We start from the raw sequence: 17,781 nt of genomic DNA, 5'->3' as shown, positions 1-17,781 counted from the left end.
TCCCCTACCGCACCGCATGCTTGTTTTTGCTCGATGTAAGCCTGTAACGTGCAAATTCAAGCATGGCATTCCTCGTTCACCACGACCCGATGGAGCAGACGTGTCCTTTGCAGCGAGCGAGACAGCCAGCCAGCCCGCGTGCTGGCGCCGCGCCGCGGAACTGGCGGCTGACCGGGCGGACGCCCTGCCCACCACCGGCGAACGCATCGCGGTCGTCGGCTGCGGCACCTCCTTCTACATGGCGCAGTCATACGCCTCGCTCCGCGAGGACGCCGGGCAGGGCGAGTCCCACGCGTTCGCCGCCTCGGAGTTCCCCTCCGGCCGCAGCTACGACCGGGTCGTCGCCCTCACCCGCTCGGGTACGACGACCGAGGTGCTGGAGCTGCTCACCCGGCTCAGCGGCACCACCCGCACCGTCGCCATCACGGCGGACCCGGCCACTCCGGTCATGACGGCCGCCGACGACGTCGTCGTACTCGACTTCGCCGACGAACAGTCCGTCGTGCAGACGCGGTTCGCGACCACCGTGCTCACCCTGCTCCGCGCCCACCTCGGGCTGCACACGGAGCAGGCGGTACGGGACGCGGAGACGGCGCTCGCCGAGCCGCTGCCCGAGGGGCTCCTGGACTGCACGCAGTTCACCTTCCTGGGCCGGGGCTGGACCGTGGGCCTCGCCAACGAGGCGGCGCTCAAGATGAAGGAGGCGTCGCTGTCCTGGACGGAGTCCTACCCGGCGATGGAGTACCGCCACGGCCCCATCAGCATCTCGACCACAGGGACCGCCACCTGGATGTTCGGTTCCGCGCCCGAGGGCCTGGCGCAGCAGGTGCTCGACACCGGCGCCCGCTGGATCGACAGCGACCTCGACCCGCTGGCCGACCTCGTGCGCGTGCAGCGCCTGGCGATCGCCCGGGCGCTCGCGGGCGGGCTGGACCCGGATCTCCCCCGGCACCTGACGCGCTCGGTGGTCCTCAGCCAGGGCTGAGGACCACCGGACGTCGGGGTGAGCCGGTCCGGACCTCACGGAACGGTGGTCCGGACGTCAAGAAACGCGGGGTGGGAAGGCAGACAGGCCGCCTTCCCACCCCGCACACGGCCGGCCCTGGTTCAGGACTCCTCGAAGTAGGCGTCCAGCGCCGCGTCGAGCCGCGCCGGCCACTCCTTGAGTGCGCTCCGCGTGGCGGCCTCCACCTCGGCGTTGAACCAACGTCGGCTCGACACATGCACGGTGACGGTGAACCGGCGCCCGAAGCGCGCGGTCCTGACCTCGACCGCGCCGATCTCGTCCCAGGTGAAGTCGGCCTCCTGGTCGTCCAGACGGAAGCGGATTCCCGCACGGTCGGCCCTGATGGAACCGCGACGGTCGCTGACCTCGAAAACGGGACCGTCGTCCTCGGCCGGGCGCTCCGCCGCGTCCAGCGCGGCAGCGTCGTCGGCCTCCGCCCCGGGTCCGGCCTCCGGTTCCGCTGCCGCTTCCACAGCCTTGTCCGCCGGTTCGGCGACGGCGGCGTCCTCGGCGAGGGAGTCGGCCGGCTCCACGTCTTCCTCCGTCCGCGCCGTGACAGGGGCCGTGAGGCCGGGGATGAACGCCGGGTCGGTGCCTGCGGCGAACTCGGGTTGGGTCTTCGAATCTATGCGCTGCTCCACGGCGGGCAGTATGGACGACGAACCTGTACGAGGCCAGTGGGGACCACCGGACGGCGATGCGGAAGCTATAGAACTCCCCTCCTCCACTCACGGGTCAGCAGGTAGCCGAGGTACGCGCCACCGATGGCCATCGTGTAGATGCCCACGGGAAGGTTGTCGAAGAGGGGCAGCTGCTGGGCCGCGAGATCGGCCAGGACGAGCAGCAGCGCGCCGGTCAGCGCGGACAGCAGGAGATGCGGCCCGGAGACCCTGGTGAGGCGCTTGGCGACCTGAGCGGCGGTCAGCGAGATGAAGGCGATGGGGCCCGCCACGCTGACGGCACCGGCGCAGAGGACGATCGCGAGGACCACGGCGAGGGTCTTGGTCCGCTGCGGCTCGGAGCCGAGACCCGCGGCGATGTCGTCGCCCATCTCACCGATGTCGAGCCGCCGGGCGATCAGCGCGCACAGCGGGGCGGCGACGAGCAGCACCAGCCAGATCGTGCTCGCGTCGTCCCAGGCCCTCGCGGAGAGGCTGCCGTTGACGTAGGCCGAGAGGACCGCCGCCCGGTCCCGCTCCATCGCGTAGACGACGTACTGCGTGACCGCCGTACAGATCGCGGCGACGCCGATTCCCGCGACGACGAGCCGGGCGGGGTTGCGGAAGCCGGTGCCGGTGGACACGTAGACCAGCACCATGGCGAGCACCGCTCCGAGGAGGGCCCCCAGGGACACCGGCACGGTGTCCGGCAGCATGAGCGCGGCGATGGCGGCGCCCGCGCCCGCCCCGGACCCGAGCCCGATCACATCGGGGCTGCCGAGCGGGTTACGGGTGACGGACTGGAACAGCGCCCCCGACAGGCCCAGTGCCGCTCCCGTACCGAGGGCGACGACGAGCCGGGGTCCGCGCAGTCGTTCCAGTACGAACGCGTCCTTGCCCTCCGCTCCGCCCGTGAGCGCCCCGGCCAGGTCGGCGAGCGGGATGCCGAGCCGGCCGAGCGACAGCGTGGCGACCGCAGCCCCTGCCGTCAGGAGCAGGAGGACGAGCGCGGTGGCCACGGACACCCGCCGGACGGGCACCGCGACGGTGCGGCCGAGGGTGAGGAAGCCCCGTGGTGAGGCGGTACGGAAGCCCGCCTGGTCCGCCGTCATGTGCTTACCCTCATTCTGCGTACGGCAAGGAGCAGCGCGGGCGCTCCGATGAACGCGGTCACGACGCCGACCATCAGTTCCTGCGGGCGCAGGACGAGGCGGCCCACCACATCGGCGGCCAGCAGCAACGCGGGTCCCGCGATGGCCGAGAACACGATCTGGAGGCGGAAGTCCACCCCGACCAGGGCGCGTACGACGTGTGGAACGGCCAGGCCGACGAAGGCGATGGGGCCGACGGCCGCCGTCGCCGCGGCACTCAGCAGCGTGGCCGCGAAGAGCCCGCCGGCCCGCACGCGTGCCGGATGCGCGCCGAGAGAGGCCGCTGTGGCATCGCCCAGGGCCAGTGTGTTGAGGCTGGGGCCCAGCACGAGCGCGATGACGAATCCGACCGCCGCGAACGGCAGGACCGCCGTGAAGACGTCGAAGTCCCGCCCGCCGAGCGCGCCGACGACCCAGTAGCGGTAACTGTCGAACACCTTGGGCCTGCCCAGGGTGACGGCCTGGATGTAGGCCATCAGCACGGCGGAGAGGACGGCGCCGGCGAGTACCAGTCGCACCAGCCCCGTACTCGCTCCGGAGGAGCCGATGATGTGGACGAGCACTCCGGCGATCAGCGCTCCGGGCAGGGCCCACCACATCGTGGCGGTACTGCCGGTGGCCCCGAGGAAGGCCGTCGCGGTGACGATGCTCGCCGAGGCGCCCGCGTTGATGCCGAGCAGTCCGGGGTCGGCGAGCGGGTTGCGGCTGACGCCCTGCATCAGGGTGCCCGCGACGGCCAGGCAGAGCCCGGCCAGGACGCCGAGAGCGGTGCGCGGATAGCGGCTCTCGATGATGGTGGTGATGTTGGGGTCGGCGGTGCCGGAGAGGACGTCGATGACGTCGCCGAACGAGGTCGACCTGCTGCCGAACATGACACTCGCGCACATGGCGAGCGCCAGGACGGCAACTCCGACGATCAGGGTCAACGCACGCCGAGCGGCGCCGGTACGCGAGGTACCTGCGCCGCTCGGCGGTGCCTGTGCGGTGGTGGTCATACGGATGCCCGCAGAGTCCTGCCTGTCTTCGGTTCCTACTTCTCCGCGGCGGCGACGGCCTTGTCGATCAGCGGGAGGTAACGGTCGATCACCCAGGGGACGGTGAGCGGGTTGATGATCGAGGACGCGGTGACGAAGGGGTTGTCGTTACTGGCGACGACCGCACCCTTCTTGATCGCCGGGATCGCGGCGTACAGCGGCTGCGCCTCGATCTCCTTGCGGCTCTTCTCGTCCGTGTAGAACGTGAAGACGAGGTCGCTGTCCTTCAGCTTCTCGGCGTTCTCCAGGCCGATGAGCGCCGAGTCGGTGCCCTCGGTCTCCTTGAACGTGTTCACCACCGGGTCGACGGTCAGCCCGAGGGACGAGACCATCTTGACGCGCTGCTCCTCGGGCTTGAAGACGCCGAGGGTGCCGGGGCCGGTGTTGTAGATGTACGAGAACTTGAGGTCCTTGTAGTTCGGCCGGGTGGCCGCGGCGTCCGCGAGCTGCTTCTCGATCTTCGTCTTGAGGCCCTTGGCGTCGTCGGCCTGGCCGAGGGCCTTGCCGATGATGTCGATCTGCTGGTCCCAGTCCGTGCTCCACGCCTGGTCCGGGTAGGCCACGGTCGGCGCGATGTCCTTGAGGATGTCGTACTGCTCCTGCGTGACACCCGACCACGGGGCGAGGATGACGTCCGGCTCGAGCTCGGTGATGGCCTCGAAGTCGATGTCCTCGCCGCCGGTGAACTGCTTGGGCAGCTCCTCGCCCGACTTCTTCACGGCCTCGTTGATCCACGGGAGGTAGCCGCTCTTGTCGCTGCCCCACTCGTAGCTCTCGATGCCCACGGGGGTGGTGCCGAGCGCGATCGCCGTCTCGGCGGAACCCTGGCCGAGGGTGACGATCCGTTCGGGCTTCGCGTCGATCTTCGCGGTGCCGAGGGCACTCTTGATCGAGACGGGGAAGGCGCCCGTGCCCTTCGCCGAGGACTCCGTCGTCTTCTTCTCGCCGTCGCTGTCGGACGAGCAGCCGCCCAGGACAAGCGCGAGAGCGGCGGCGGTGGCCGAGGCTGCGATGGTGTGACGACGCACGCGGGTGGACCCGAGCATTGGTGTTCCTCATGATTGGCGAACGGTGATAGTTAGGCAAGCCTAAGCTAATCATGTTTCGCCGTGCCGGCGGGGTCCCGTTATCGAATAGCCACCAAGGGCATCGGGGGACGCTCGCACCGGCCTCGAGCCGCGGACCCTACTTCTTACCGCCTCTGGAACCGCCTCCGGTCCCTCCGGCGCCCCCGCCCTTGCCGCCCGGCACGATGTGCTCGCCCGGTGTGGCCAGTTCCTCGACGGCCTCGGCCCCTACCACCGCTCCGGTCGACTTCTTGCCGCGCCGCAGCCTGCCCTCCAGCCGGCTCGCGAAGGTGGTGAGGGCGAAGTTGATGACGACGAAGATCACCGCGACGAGCGTGAAGCTCGCGATGGTGTTGGCACCGTAGTTGGCGCTCATCGGACGCACCGACGCCAGCAGCTCGGAGAAGCCGAGCATCGCGCCGCCGAGCGCCGTGTCCTTGACGATGACCACCAGTTGGCTGACGAGCGCGGGCAGCATCGCTGTGACGGACTGCGGCAGCAGCACGTGCAGCATGGTCTGCCCCTTGCGCATCCCGATCGCCTTGGCGGCGTCGGTCTGACCACGGGGCAGGGACAGGATTCCGGCGCGCACCACCTCGGCGAGCACCGAGGCGTTGTAGAGCACGAGCCCGGTGACCACCGCGTACAGCGGGCGGGTTTCGGGGCTGATGTCGGTGAACTCGGAGAACGCGGCGTTGGCGAAGAGCATCAGGATCAGTACGGGAATGGCGCGGAAGAACTCCACGATCGTGCCTGCCGTGCCGCGCACCCACCGGTGTTCGGAGAGCCGGGAGATGCCGAGGAGCGCCCCGAGGGGCAGGGCGATGACCATGGCGAGGGAGGCCGCGACCACGGTGTTCTGCAGGCCGGGCAGGATGTACGTGCTCCAGGCGCGGGAGTCGGTGAGGAGCGGCTGCCACTTGGCCCATTCCAGCTGGTTCTTGTCGTCGAGGCTCCGGTACACCCACCAGAGGAGTACGGCGAGAGCCACCAGGAACAGCAGCGTGTACAGGACGTTGCGCCGCTTGGCGCGTGGCCCCGGAACGTCGTACAGGGGGGAGGTCATCGCCGCACCGAGACCTTCTTGCTCACCCAGCCGAGGAAGAGCCCGGTCGGCAGTGTGAGACAGACGAACCCGGCCGCGAACACGGCGGAGATGAGGATGAGCTGGGCCTCGTTCTCGATCATCTCCCGCATCAGCGCCGCGGCTTCGGCGACCCCGATCGCGGCGGACACCGTGGTGTTCTTGGTGAGCGCGATCAGGACGTTCGCCAGGGGGCCGACCACGGAACGGAACGCCTGCGGGAGGATGACCAGCCGCAGGGTCTGGGTGAAGCTCAGCCCGATGGCACGCGCCGCCTCGATCTGGCCCACGGGCACGGTGTTGATGCCGGACCGCAGCGCCTCGCAGACGAACGCGGCGGTGTACGCGGTCAGACCGAGCACGGCGAGCCGGAAGTTGATGGCCGTGAAGTCCTCCGCGCCCAGGCTGACACCGAGCGTCTGGAAGAGTCCCAGCGAGGTGAAGATGATGATCACCGTGAGCGGGATGTTCCGCACGACGTTGACGTAGGCGGTGCCGAAGCCGCGCATCAGGGGCACGGGGCTGACCCGCATCGCGGCCAGGACCGTTCCCCAGACGAGGGAGCCGACGGCGGAGTAGAGGGTGAGCTGAACCGTCACCCAGAAGGCCCCGAGCAGGTCATAGCCTTCAAGGAAGTCGAACACGATGTCCCGCGCTTTCGCGTGTGGGGAGGGCCCGGTGCGCCGCCCGAGCCGCGGCGCACCTCACCGGCCCAACTGCCGGACCGGGGACCGCCCTACTCGACGACGTTGCCGATCTTCGGCGCGGGCTCGTTCTCGTAGTTGGCCGGGCCGAAGTTCTTCTCGACGTACGCGTCCCAGGAGCCGTCGGAGACCATCTTCTCCAGGGCCGTGTTGATCTCGGCCTTGAGTTCGCTGCCCTGCTGGACACCGATGCCGTAGTTCTCGTTGCTCAGCTTGAAGCCGCCCAGCTTGAACTTGCCCTTGAACTCGTCCTGCGCGGCGTACCCGGCGAGGATCGAGTCATCGGTGGTCACCGCGTCGATGATCTCGTTCTCGAGGCCGGTCAGGCACTCCGAGTAGCCGCCGTACTCCTGGAGTTGCGCCTGGGGTGCGAGCTCGTCCTTGACGTTCTGCGCGGAGGTGGAGCCGGTGACCGAGCAGAGCTTCTTGTTGTTCAGGTCCTCGGGCTCCTTGATGGAGTCGTCGTCGGCCCGGACCAGGATGTCCTGGTGCGCGAGCAGATAGGGACCTGCGAAGTCGACCTTCTTCTCGCGCTCGTCGTTGATCGAGTAGGACGCCGCGATGAAGTCGACGTCGCCGCGCTGGAGCAGCGTCTCGCGGTCGGCGCTCTTGGCTTCCTTCCACTTGATGTCGCCTGGCGCGAAGCCGAGCTCCTTGGCCACATAGGTCGCCACGTCGACGTCGAAGCCCGTGTACGTGCCGTCCGGGGTCTTCAGGCCGATGCCGGGCTGGTCGAACTTGATGCCGATGGTGATCGTTTCGGCGCCGCTCCCGGAACCACTGCCCGCGCCGACGGCCTGGGCCGCTCCGGAGCCGCCGACCACGGTCGTCAGGGAGAGCGCGAGTGCGGCGGCGGCCGCTGCGGTTGTCCTGCGAACGTTCATGGTGATCATCCCTGGGGATCTCGGTGGAGCCTCGACGAGCGGCCGGTTCCCGGCCCGCTCAGTGCTTGAGGATCTTCGACAGGAAGTCTCTGGCCCGGTCGCTGCGCGGGTCACTGAAGAACTGCGCGGGCGTCGCCTCCTCCACGATCCGCCCGTCGGACATGAAGACCACGCGGTTGGCGGCCGACCGCGCGAAGCCCATCTCGTGGGTGACGACGGCCATGGTCATGCCGTCCCGGGCGAGCTGCTGCATGACCTCCAGCACCTCGTTGATCATCTCCGGGTCGAGCGCCGATGTGGGCTCGTCGAAGAGCATGACCTTCGGGTCCATCGCCAGCGCCCGTGCGATGGCCACGCGCTGCTGCTGGCCACCCGAGAGCTGGGCGGGGTACTTGTCCGCCTGCGAGGAAACACCTACGCGTTCCAGGAGGGAGTGCGCCCGTTCCTCGGCTTCCCGCTTGTTCTTCTTACGGACCTTGAGCTGGCCCAGAGTGACGTTCTGGAGCACGGTTTTATGGGCGAAAAGGTTGAACGACTGAAAGACCATGCCCACATCGGCCCGCAGCGCGGCCAGCTCGCGGCCCTCGGCGGGCAGCGCCTTGCCGTCGATGAAGATCTCGCCTGAGTCGATGGTCTCCAGTCGGTTGATCGCCCGGCACAGCGTGGACTTCCCGCCTCCCGAGGGGCCGATGACGACGACCACTTCACCCCGGCCGATGGTGAGGTCGATGTCCTGGAGCACGTGCAGCTCGCCGAAGTGCTTGTTGACGTCGTTCAGTACGACCAGGGCATCTGTGCTGCCCGGCCCTTCGCGTCTCGTATCCGCTGAACGGCCCATCTGCTTCATCGTCCGCCGTCCGCGAGCACGTCGCACTCCGGGAGGCCGGCCGGCGAGGCGGGTGCCACGGGCCGGGCCGTGCCGGACCCCGCGAACCGGCATGATCCGAAGAGGGGCCTGGAGCGTGTTGTGAGAGTGCTGGTCTGAGGGACCCGGCGCGCTCCGCCGTCCGATACGAGGCTGTGTTCCAGTGGTCACCCGGATGGGCGACAGTGCCGACGGTTTCGTGGTCATCGCGGGCTCCGCCGCTCTCCCCGCTCCCACCCTCCACAATCACCCGCGCCGGATTGAGGCATACTCTCCGTGTTCACACAGCAACACTTCGTGATTGCCCTATGGAGGGGACCCGTCCATGAGTGAGCAGGCCACCGAGCAGCAGATCCGCGAAGCCTTCGCCGCCGCTCCGCCGATCGTCCTGGCCCCCGGCCCCAAGGGGCCGCCCACCCAGACCCCACCGGCTCCGAGCGACGTCTGGGAGCTGCCGGGCGGCACCGCCTGGGTCTATTACGCCGAAGGCAGGGACCGGCTGACCAGGCCCGTGATCCTCTCCGACGGGTTCAACGTGGGGCCGAGCAACATCGACATGCTGTGGCAGGGCCTGGAGTGGGGGGAGTACGCCTTCTTCAGCGAGCTGCGCCACCGCGGCCACGACCTCATCCTCCTCGGCTATGACGAGCGCAGCGCTCCGATCCAGCAGAACGCCGAAGCCGCGATCGCAGCGATCCTCCAGGCCGTCGCCATGCGCGAGGGTGACCACCGGCTCGCCGTCGGCGGCTTCAGCATGGGCGGCCTCGTCACCCGCTATGCCCTCACCAAGATGGAGCACGAGCGGGTTGACCACCAGACCGGCCTGTACTGGTCGTACGACACCCCGCACCGCGGCGCCTGGATCCCTCTTGGCCTCCAGGCGTTCGCGCACTACTCGCGGAAGCTCAATGACGGATTCTCCAACCAGATCAACAGCCCGGCCGCCCGGCAGCTGCTGGCCTGGCACCTTGCGGAGTGGGACGGCAAGCCCCGCGTGGACGAACTCCGCGAACAGTTCCTCGCCGAGCTGGAACGGATGGGCGACTGGCCCGCGATCCCTATGAAGATCGGCGTCGCCAACGGCGTCGCAACCGGTCAGGGCAACGGCATCAAGCCCGGCGACCACGCGGTCAAGGGAAGGGGCCTGACCATTCTGGGCACCAACCTCTACGCCCAGCGCGGCGGCGACAACCAGCTCGTTGCGAACCTGCGGCTGGTGACCCCGCCGCCGGCCAAGGAGGTGCGGACGGACGACCTGCCCGAGATCGACGGTGCCCCCGGCGGCACTCTGGAAGGCTTCGGCATCCTGGCCGACAAGCTCAACGCGCTGCCCCCGATTTTCGGGCTCAAGACCAACGCCCCCATCCGCCACCACTCGTTCGTGCCGTCCGTCAGCGCCGTCGCCGTCCGCGGCGTGACCACCGACGCCGACCTGTACGTCGACATCGACGGCCTCGCACCGGAGACGAGCGAACTCGACGACTTCAGGCTCGCCTCACAGAACCAGCCGCACACCCTGATGACCGCGGAACTCGGCGGCTGGATCGTCGAGCAGATCGAGAACCTGGGATAGGGCCTCTTGCGAGCGAGGATCTTGGTCGTGAGTGATCATCCCTCGTGGAACGCGGAGATCTGACGAACGGCCACTGGGCCCGGCTTGAGCCGGTTCGACAAAGACGACTACAAGCAGCGGCACGCGGTCGAATGCGGCATCAACCGCCTCAAGCGCCACCGCGCGGTCGCCACGAGATACGACAAACTCGCCGTCCGCTGCGAAGCGACAGTGCTGGTCGCCGCCATCAGCGAGTGGTTGTGACCAGCACTTTCACAACACACCCCTAGAGGGCGTCGGCCCGGGCGGCGCGTCCGACGCGGAACGTCTGCCGGTAGACCGAGGGCGGCACGCCGATGCCTGCCGCCAGGTGCTGCCGGAGGGAGGCGGCGGTCCCGAAGCCGGCCTCCTCGGCGACCCGGTCGACCGGCAGATCGGTCGTCTCCAGCAGCCGTCGCGCCCGCTCGACCCTCTGCTGGGCCAGCCACTGCCCCGGCGTCACTCCCACCTCGTCGCGGAAGCGGCGCGAGAACGTCCGTACGCTCATGCGCGCGTGACCCGCCAGCTCGGCCAGCTGGAGAGGACGGTGGAGCTCGCCCAGCGCCCACGCACGGGTCGCCGACGTGGTGGCCGCCGAGAGTTCGGGAACAGGCCGTTCGATGAACTGGGCCTGCCCGCCGTCCCGCCACGGCGGCACGACGCACAGCCGCGCCACCCGGTTGGCGACCTCGCTGCCGTGGTCCCGGCGCACCAGGTGCATGCACAGGTCCACCCCGGCAGCGACCCCGGCCGCGGTGAGCACGTCGCCGTCGTCGACGAACAGCACGTCCGGGTCGACCCGGACCTGGGGGAACATCCGCTGGAACCGCTCCGCCTCGTTCCAGTGGGTGGTCGCGGGGCGGCCGTCGAGCAGCCCGGCGGAGGCCAGGACGTACGAGGCGGTGCAGATCGACACGATCCGTGCACCCGGGCGCAGTTGGCCGAGCGCCCGGGCCAGCGGCGCGGGCAGCCAGTCACGCTCGCCTTCGGGCCCGCAGGCGAACGGCGGGATCACCAGGGTGTCCGCCGTCGCGATCGCCTCGGCCCCGCGCTCGACACCGACGGTGAAGTCGGCGCTCGACCGGACCGGCCCGCCGTCCAGACCGCAGGTGACCACCTCGTACAACGGTTGCCCGTCCGCGCCGACAGCGGTCCCGAAGATCCGTACCGGGATGCTCAGCTCGAACGGATAGACGCCCTCAAGGGCCAGTACGACGACACGATGCATGGCCAGATCCTTCCACATCATGGCCATCCGGTCACTCGAAGCGGCCGGGCGACTGCCGCAGTGTTGGACCCGCAGTCACCACTCACCCCGCACAACCGTTCACCCCGCACAAGGGAGCAGCACATGCGCGCCATCGGTCAGGACTCACTCGGCGGACCCGAGGTACTGAAGCTCATCGAGGTGGACCGCCCGGAGCCCGGCCCCTCGGAAGTCCTCGTCCGCGTCCACGCGGCCGGCGTCAATCCGACCGACTGGTGGCACCGCGCCACGGGCGGACTGCTCGGTGCGCCCGTCCGGCTGGGCTGGGACGTCTCGGGCACGGTCGAGGCGGTCGGCCTCGGAGTGACCATGTACCGGCCCGGCGACGAGGTCTACGGGATGCCGCGCCTCCCGCAGCCCGCGGGGACCTACGCGGAGTACGTCACCTCGCCCGCCCGGCACCTGGCCCGCAAGCCCCGCACCCTCTCCCACGTGGAGGCCGCGGCGCTCCCGGTGGCCGCGCTCACCGGTCTGCAGTCACTCGTGGACACCGCCGCGGTACGTCCCGGCCATCGGGTCCTCATCCACGCGGCGGCGGGCGGGGTGGGCCACCTCGCCGTCCAGATCGCCAGGTCCCTGGGCGCCCACGTCATCGGCACGGCCAGCGGCGCCAAGCACGACTTCGTGCGGTCCCTGGGCGCGGACGAGGTCATCGACTACACGACGACCGACTTCGCCCTGGCGGCCCGGGACATCGACGTGGTGATCGACACGATCGGCGGGGAGTACGGCCCCCGCTCCCTGCGCACCCTGCGGCCCGGCGGCATGGTCGTCTCCCTCGCCTCCCCGGCGGAGGCCCCGCTCGCCGACGTGGCGGCCGAGTCGGGCCTGCGCGCGGGCTTCACCATCGTGGAGCCGGACCACGCCGGACTGAAGGCGATAGCGGAACTCGCCGACGCGGGCACGCTCCGCCCCCACATCGCGGCGGTACTGCCCCTGGCGGACGCGGCCAAGGCCCATGAACTCGGCGAGTCGGGGCGCACGACCGGCAAGCTCGTGCTCAGCGTCGTGGAGTGACCCGCGCGAGCCTTGTGGAGTGACCCCGCGCTGCGGCGGGCGCTGGATCAGTGGTCGTCCCAGTGCCCGGCGTGCCCGGCGTGCCGGTGGCCGTCGTGCACGTAGTCGGTGTGGCCGTCGTGCGGAACGGCGACATGGCCGCAGCCCTCGCCGTGCTCGTGCACATGGCCCTCGTGAGCGGCGTGCGCACCGGTCCGGCATTCGTCCGCGTGGCCTTCGTGCACGCGGTGCACATGGCCGTCGTGCGCGTAGTCCACATGGTCGCCGTGCGGGAAGGCGACGTGCCCGCAGCCCTCGCCGTGCTGATGCGTGTGGTCGGTATGAGGAGCGTGTGCCGTGGTCATGGCTCTCTCCGATTCCGTGGCCGCTGGTGGTTCCGGGGGCGGCCGCATGCTGCGCATGTACGTCGCTGACCCATTTTCCTCCCCGCCACGCCGATCCGCAGGGGCGTCACGACACAGGTCACTCGGTATGGAATCCATTTCCATGTGCGTCCGGAGCCGTTCGTTCACCGAGGTACGGAGGAGACTTCATGGCTGTCCCGGCACTCGCGTCCCGTAACTGAAGAGAACGACAGCCCCCCGCAGGCCCGGCGCGCTCCCCCGCACCGGGCCTGCGGTGTTGCTCCGGCCCGCTCCGGGCCTACAGGGTGGTCCCGGCCCGCTCCGGGACCACGGCTTCCGCGAAAGCGCCTCCCTGGGAGGAGAGCTGCTCCCAGGTGCCTTCCTGGACGATGCGCCCCGCGTCCAGGACGGCGATGCGGTCGGCACGCCGGATCGTCGCCGGGCGGTGGGCGATCCAGATCGTCGTACGGGTGGAGGACGCGGCCGCCAGTGCCGCGGCGAGTTCGGCGTCGCCTGCCGTGTCGAGGTGGGCGGTGGTCTCGTCGAGGACCAGGACCCTGGGGTCGGAGAGCAGGGCGCGGGCCAGGGAGATACGGGCGCGCTGGCCCCCGGAGAGGGTCGTGCCGCGTTCCGCGACGTGCAGGTCCACGCTCTCCACGAACCGGTCGATGCCGCAGCGGCGGACCGCCTCGGCCACCTCGCTGTCGCTCGCGTCGGGCGCGCCCAGGCGGAGGTTGTCCGCGAGGGTGCCGTGGAAGAGTGGCGTTTCCTGGCCGACCACGGAGACCGCTCCGCGCAGCTCCGCCTCCGCGAGGTCCCGCAGGTCGACCGGTGCGGAGCCGTCGGCCGGCAGCAGTTCGACCGTGCCCGCGGAGGGGTCCCAGAAGCGGGCGAGCAGATGGGCGCAGGTGGACTTGCCGGCCCCGGAGACGCCCACGAGGGCCACGGTCTCCCCGGCCCGTACGGTCAGGTCGACGCCGTCCAGGACGCTCCGCCCGCCGTAGTCGAACCGCACGTCACGCAGCCGCACACCCAGCGGACCACCAGGGACCGTCCTCGGTACGACGGGTTCCACGGCGCCCGCCGGGGCCTTGATGGCCGCCCCCACCCGGGCGGCGGCCGGCCTCAGCCCGCCGGACCGGCCCAGCGAGGCCGCCGCGTCGGCGGCCGGCGCGAGCGTGCCGAGTGCCAGAGCCATGGCCGCCGGGGCCCAGGCTCCGTCGAGCCGTCCGGCGGCGACCGACTGCGCCGCGATCGCCACGACTCCAGTCACGGCCGCGACCACCAGCGCGTCGCGGACGGCGGCGGCCGCCGCCTCCCAGGACTGCTCGGCCCGCTGCGCGTCGGCCAGCCCGCGGCCCGCATCGGCCAGTCGCGCACGCCTGTCGCGCAGGGCGCCGAAGCCGAGCAGTTCACGCAGCCCGTCCACGCTCTGCACGGCCTCCGCCGACAGTTCGGCGGCCGCGTCACGGGTCCGGGCCCCCCGCCGCGTCCGCCCGCGCCCTTCCAGCAAGGGGGCGCTGACGAGGAGGGCCGCGACCGGAAGCACGGCGATCAGCATCCGAGGCTCGACGACCGCCAGCGTGGCGGCGCCCGCACCGAACACCGTTGCCGACGCCATGAGTTGGGCGATGGCGTGGGCGTAGAAGAACTCCAGCGCCTCGACGTCCCCCATCGCCGTCGCCGCCAGGTCGCCACTGCGGCGGCCGCCGATCCGGGCCGGTGCGCTGCGCGCGAGCCCGTCGAAGATCCGTACCCGCAGCACGGCCAGGACCCGGTAGGCGAGGTCGTGGCTCAGGTCCATCTCGCGCCAGGTGGCGAGCGCCTTGACGAGGACGAGTGCGATCAGCGCCGTCACGGTGGCGCCTGACGGAGGGTGCCCCTCGATGACGGCCGCGCCGGCCGTGTGGGCGGCCAGCGTCCCGAGGGCGACGAGTGCCGCCTGGCCGGTGAGTGCGGCGGCGCAGGTGCGCGCCGCCATGAGCCGGTGCGCGCCGAGCGCGGGCAGCAGTCCCCGGAGGGCGCCGCGCTCCTCGGTACGGAGGGTCGTCATGCCGCTCGCCCCGCTTCCTTCGTCCGTCCGGCCTCGACCAGTGCCGCGTAGAGCCCGTTCTCGGCCATGAGGGTGGTGTGGTCGCCGATGGCCCGCACGCGTCCGCCGTCGAGGACGACGATGCGGTCCGCGTGGCGTACGGCGTCCAGGCGGTGGGCGATGACGACGCAGGTACGTCCGCGCGCGGCCTCGGCCAGGGCCTTGCCGATCCGGGCCTCGCCGCGTTCGTCCACCGCGCTGGTCGCCTCGTCGAGGACGAGGACGCGCGCGTCGGCGAGCAGCGCGCGGGCGAGGGCCAGGCGTTGGCGCTGGCCACCGGAGAGGGTGGCGCCCCGCTCGCCCAGCACGGTCAGGTAGCCGTCCGGCATGGCGGCGATCTCGTCATGGATGCCCGCGGCGCGTGTGGCGCCGCGCAGTTCGTCCTCGGTGGCGCCCGGGCGGGCCAGGCGGAGGTTGTCCGCGACGGTGGCGTGGAAGAAGTACGTCTCCTGCGACACGACGGCGATGCCCCGGCGCAGGGAATCGAGGGCGTAACGCGCCGCCGGGACGCCGTCGACGCGCACCTGGCCGTGTCCGGGGTCGTGGTGGCGGGTCAGCAGGGACAGAAGAGTGGACTTCCCCGCCCCGGAGGGCCCGACCACAGCGGTCGTACGTCCTGCCGCCGCCGTGAACGTCACACCGTCCAGTGCGGGCCGCGTGGCCCCCTCGTACCGGAACGTCACGTCGTCGAACGTGATCTCCGGCCCGGTGGACCAGTCGGCCCGCCGGTGGCCCTCGTCGGGTACGCCGCCCCGGGCGGTGCGCAGGGCGGCGATCCCGTCGGCCGCGGAGACCCCGAGGTAACCGGCGTGCCATTCCCTGGAGAGGTCGCGCACCGGGCGGAAACACTCCGAGGCGAGCATCAGCAGCAGATAGGTGCCGGTCGCCGTCGTGTTCCCGGAAGCCGCGGAGGCGCAGGCCACCAGGGCGGCGGCGACCGTCCCTCCCTGGATCGCCAGATCGGTGAGGCCGGTGTCGACGAGCGAGACGCGCAGTTTGGCGACGGTGGCCCGGTGGAGGGCGTCCGAGCGGTGTTCCAGCCGCGCCCGGGTCCGCCCGACCGCGCCGGCCGCGCGCAGGGCGGGCATGCCCTGGAGGGCTTCGAGATAGTCGGCGGCCAGGGTCTCGTACGACTCCCAGTGCTCGCGCCCCCGGCGTTCGAGCAGCCGGTCCCACCAGCGGGGTGCGAGCAGCGCCAGGAGCAGGGCGGGTACGAGGGCCAGGAGCGCGTAGGGGGCGAGGGCGGCGACGGCGATCAGGAGCAGCGGCGGGACGGCGCAGGTGATGAGGAGCTGGGGCAGATAGCGGGAGACGTACGCGTCCACTCCTTCGACGCCGTCGACGAGTGTGGCGCGCACGGCGCCGACGCGTGTGCCCTGGACGTGGGAGGGGCCCAGCCGGCCCAGGTGTTCCAGCAGCGCGTCGCGCAGACCGACGCGTACCCGGGACCCGGCGTGCACGGCGGTACGCCGTTGCCACCAGCTCAGGCCCGCACGGGCCACGACGGCGACGAGCACCCCGGCCAGCAGCGCCGGGAGGTGACGGGCGTCTCCGCGGGCGATGGCGGAGAGCGCGACGGCGAGAAGCGCCGCCTGTGCGAGATGCGTCAGGGCCACCGCCCCGAGCAGGGTGATGGCGCCGAGCAGCGCGCCGCGCGCATTGCGGGCGGCGCGTGTCAGCTCCGGGTGAAGCATCACGGCTGATCCCCTCTTCCCAGGGCGAGTCCATGGACGATCCAGTCGCGGCCGGCCGGGCCGCCGAGCGCCGCACCGAGGTCGGCCCGCTGCCACGAGCCGACCGGACGTGACGTCAGGTTCAGCTCGGCCGCGGTCAGTTGAGCGAGGCCGACGGAGTGTCCGGCGGTCAGGTGATCGCGGCGTATGCCTGGCGCGTCCGCGTCCTCGGGGCAGCCGTACGCGAGGAGCACGGCCCCCGCTTCCGCGATCCAGCCCTGACCGGCGGCCCAGGCAGCGAGCGTCGGCCGGGCGTCCCCGGACGCGAGCCGGTGAAGCACCGGACGGTGTGCCCGCCCGGAGCCGTCGGGTGCGAGGTGCAGCAGCCCGGGGTGCGCCCCGCCGGTGGCGACGCACCACCGGGGCCCCGCGGGAAGTACCCCGGCCGCGCGGGCGAGGACCTGGGCGAGGTCCTCGGGCGACGGTGCGCCGCTGAGCGGCGGCGGGGCGCTGCGCCGGGACAGCAGGGTGCTGTCGGGTGTACGTGCCGTCGGCGTCGTCCACTCCCCCGGCCCGGTGGCCGACGCGGCGGCGTCCAGGGCCCGCCAGGTCCGTTCCAGCGCGGGGGATGCCGCCTCGGCTCCGGGTTCCGGCTGCGGGGCTTCCCCGGGTGGACATGCCGCCCAGCGCGCGAGGGCGGCCCCGGGGTCCCCGCCGTCCGGGCCGATGGCGACTGCGGCCAGGGGGTGTTGGGGTGTGGTTCCGGGCCAGGCGTCCTGCCACCGGGCGGGGCCGGGCAGGCCGGCCGCTGCCGACAGGAGGGCGCCGTCCGCGTCCAGGCTCATGCCGGCCGCTCCGGCCGACACCAGTGCGGCCACGGCATGACCGGCGTCCAGGAGCAGCAGGGGCAGCGCACGGTGCCCGTAGTGCGAGACGGTGCGCCGGGCGTTCACCGTGAGGACGACGAGGGTTCCGTCCGGTGGGCCGGCCGGGGCGGGTCCTCGCCGGTGCACCCGGTGGCGTACCGCGTCATAGGCGTAGCGTCCGGGCGGGAGCGCGCCGCCCGAAGCACCCACCAGGAGGTGCGCGTCGACGGGGTACAGCCCGCCGGCCGAGGGTGCGGGCCTCAGCCGCCCGCCGCCCTCCCCGGTCGGGGTGACGGCGAGTGCGTGTCGCAGGACACGGTCGAGGTCCGGTGCGGTCCGTGCGGTGAGCGGCGTCGCCCGCCCGGTCCAGCGCGGGAAGGGTCCGGCCGGGGTGTCCGGGCCGGGCGGCGCGCCGGACCGGGCGAGCGCGAGAGCCGCGCGGGCCGTGTCGTCCGGGGTGGGTGGTGCGGGCACGTC

The 17,781-nt window shown here is 71.4% G+C and carries 17 protein-coding genes; 4 read left to right on the top strand and 13 right to left on the bottom strand.

All coding sequences use genetic code 11. From position 1 onward, the window contains the following. The first annotated feature begins 100 nt into the window (after window positions 1-100). On the top strand, window positions 101-985 hold the full coding sequence (locus ACFWSK_RS09130) for an SIS domain-containing protein (protein ID WP_383783224.1): 885 nt from the start codon (window positions 101-103) through the stop codon (window positions 983-985). Between the two features lie 122 nt (window positions 986-1,107). On the opposite strand, the gene ACFWSK_RS09125 is transcribed toward ACFWSK_RS09130, so the two are convergent. The 8 genes from ACFWSK_RS09125 to ACFWSK_RS09090 all read right to left on the bottom strand — a co-directional run bounded on the left by ACFWSK_RS09125 (window position 1,108) and on the right by ACFWSK_RS09090 (window position 8,427). Beyond that, window positions 1,108-1,647: a hypothetical protein gene (locus tag ACFWSK_RS09125; protein WP_383783223.1), complete on the bottom strand. Its 540-nt coding sequence runs from the start codon at window positions 1,645-1,647 to the stop codon at window positions 1,108-1,110. 65 nt (window positions 1,648-1,712) lie between these two features. Next, window positions 1,713-2,777 carry a FecCD family ABC transporter permease gene (locus ACFWSK_RS09120; RefSeq protein ID WP_383783222.1) on the bottom strand — a complete coding sequence of 355 codons (1,065 nt, stop codon included), beginning with the start codon at window positions 2,775-2,777 and terminating at the stop codon, window positions 1,713-1,715. Further along, window positions 2,774-3,811: a FecCD family ABC transporter permease gene (locus tag ACFWSK_RS09115; RefSeq protein WP_383783221.1), complete on the bottom strand. Its 1,038-nt coding sequence runs from the start codon at window positions 3,809-3,811 to the stop codon at window positions 2,774-2,776. The genes ACFWSK_RS09120 and ACFWSK_RS09115 overlap by 4 nt, the downstream gene beginning before the upstream one ends. A gap of 35 nt (window positions 3,812-3,846) precedes the next feature. Then, on the bottom strand, window positions 3,847-4,896 hold the full coding sequence (locus ACFWSK_RS09110; protein ID WP_383783220.1) for an iron-siderophore ABC transporter substrate-binding protein: 1,050 nt from the start codon (window positions 4,894-4,896) through the stop codon (window positions 3,847-3,849). A gap of 139 nt (window positions 4,897-5,035) precedes the next feature. Next, complete coding sequence (locus tag ACFWSK_RS09105) at window positions 5,036-5,983, bottom strand: amino acid ABC transporter permease (RefSeq protein ID WP_383783219.1); 948 nt, start codon at window positions 5,981-5,983, stop codon at window positions 5,036-5,038. Beyond that, window positions 5,980-6,645 (bottom strand): amino acid ABC transporter permease, encoded by a 666-nt coding sequence (locus tag ACFWSK_RS09100; RefSeq protein ID WP_383783218.1) that lies wholly within the window; start codon window positions 6,643-6,645, stop codon window positions 5,980-5,982. The genes ACFWSK_RS09105 and ACFWSK_RS09100 overlap by 4 nt, the downstream gene beginning before the upstream one ends. 92 nt (window positions 6,646-6,737) lie before the next feature. Continuing rightward, complete coding sequence (locus tag ACFWSK_RS09095; RefSeq protein WP_383783217.1) at window positions 6,738-7,589, bottom strand: glutamate ABC transporter substrate-binding protein; 852 nt, start codon at window positions 7,587-7,589, stop codon at window positions 6,738-6,740. Between the two features lie 58 nt (window positions 7,590-7,647). After that, window positions 7,648-8,427 carry an amino acid ABC transporter ATP-binding protein gene (locus tag ACFWSK_RS09090; RefSeq protein ID WP_383783216.1) on the bottom strand — a complete coding sequence of 260 codons (780 nt, stop codon included), beginning with the start codon at window positions 8,425-8,427 and terminating at the stop codon, window positions 7,648-7,650. Window positions 8,428-8,779: 352 nt separating this feature from the next. On the opposite strand from ACFWSK_RS09090, the gene ACFWSK_RS09085 reads away from it, so the two are divergent. Together ACFWSK_RS09085 and ACFWSK_RS09080 are read left to right on the top strand one after the other, a co-directional pair. After that, complete coding sequence (locus ACFWSK_RS09085; RefSeq protein ID WP_383783215.1) at window positions 8,780-10,027, top strand: esterase/lipase family protein; 1,248 nt, start codon at window positions 8,780-8,782, stop codon at window positions 10,025-10,027. A gap of 84 nt (window positions 10,028-10,111) precedes the next feature. After that, window positions 10,112-10,270: a hypothetical protein gene (locus ACFWSK_RS09080; protein WP_383783214.1), complete on the top strand. Its 159-nt coding sequence runs from the start codon at window positions 10,112-10,114 to the stop codon at window positions 10,268-10,270. A 22-nt stretch (window positions 10,271-10,292) separates the two neighbouring features. On the opposite strand, the gene ACFWSK_RS09075 is transcribed toward ACFWSK_RS09080, so the two are convergent. Next, on the bottom strand, window positions 10,293-11,273 hold the full coding sequence (locus ACFWSK_RS09075) for a GlxA family transcriptional regulator (protein ID WP_383783213.1): 981 nt from the start codon (window positions 11,271-11,273) through the stop codon (window positions 10,293-10,295). 123 nt (window positions 11,274-11,396) lie between these two features. Between ACFWSK_RS09075 and ACFWSK_RS09070 the strand changes: the two genes are divergently transcribed. Then, window positions 11,397-12,329, top strand: coding sequence for an NADP-dependent oxidoreductase (locus ACFWSK_RS09070; protein ID WP_383783212.1), 933 nt, complete (start codon window positions 11,397-11,399; stop codon window positions 12,327-12,329). A 47-nt stretch (window positions 12,330-12,376) separates the two neighbouring features. Here the strand turns inward: ACFWSK_RS09070 and ACFWSK_RS09065 are convergent, their stop codons facing one another. The 4 genes from ACFWSK_RS09065 to ACFWSK_RS09050 all read right to left on the bottom strand — a co-directional run bounded on the left by ACFWSK_RS09065 (window position 12,377) and on the right by ACFWSK_RS09050 (window position 17,778). Further along, window positions 12,377-12,673 (bottom strand): hypothetical protein, encoded by a 297-nt coding sequence (locus ACFWSK_RS09065; RefSeq protein WP_383783211.1) that lies wholly within the window; start codon window positions 12,671-12,673, stop codon window positions 12,377-12,379. A gap of 298 nt (window positions 12,674-12,971) precedes the next feature. Continuing rightward, entirely contained in the window at window positions 12,972-14,726 is a 1,755-nt protein-coding gene (locus tag ACFWSK_RS09060; RefSeq protein ID WP_383783210.1) for an ABC transporter ATP-binding protein, read from the bottom strand. Beyond that, window positions 14,723-16,462: an ABC transporter ATP-binding protein/permease gene (locus tag ACFWSK_RS09055; RefSeq protein ID WP_383783209.1), complete on the bottom strand. Its 1,740-nt coding sequence runs from the start codon at window positions 16,460-16,462 to the stop codon at window positions 14,723-14,725. Before ACFWSK_RS09055 ends, ACFWSK_RS09060 begins: the two co-directional genes overlap by 4 nt. Beyond that, a complete protein-coding gene (locus ACFWSK_RS09050; protein WP_383783208.1) occupies window positions 16,459-17,778 on the bottom strand; it encodes a nitroreductase in 1,320 nt (439 codons plus the stop codon). Before ACFWSK_RS09050 ends, ACFWSK_RS09055 begins: the two co-directional genes overlap by 4 nt. Window positions 17,779-17,781: the final 3 nt, after the last annotated feature.

It is taken from the genome of Streptomyces sp. NPDC058620 (assembly GCF_042717135.1).
Taxonomy (GTDB): domain Bacteria; phylum Actinomycetota; class Actinomycetes; order Streptomycetales; family Streptomycetaceae; genus Streptomyces.
This window is presented reverse-complemented; position numbering and strand designations above follow the sequence as displayed.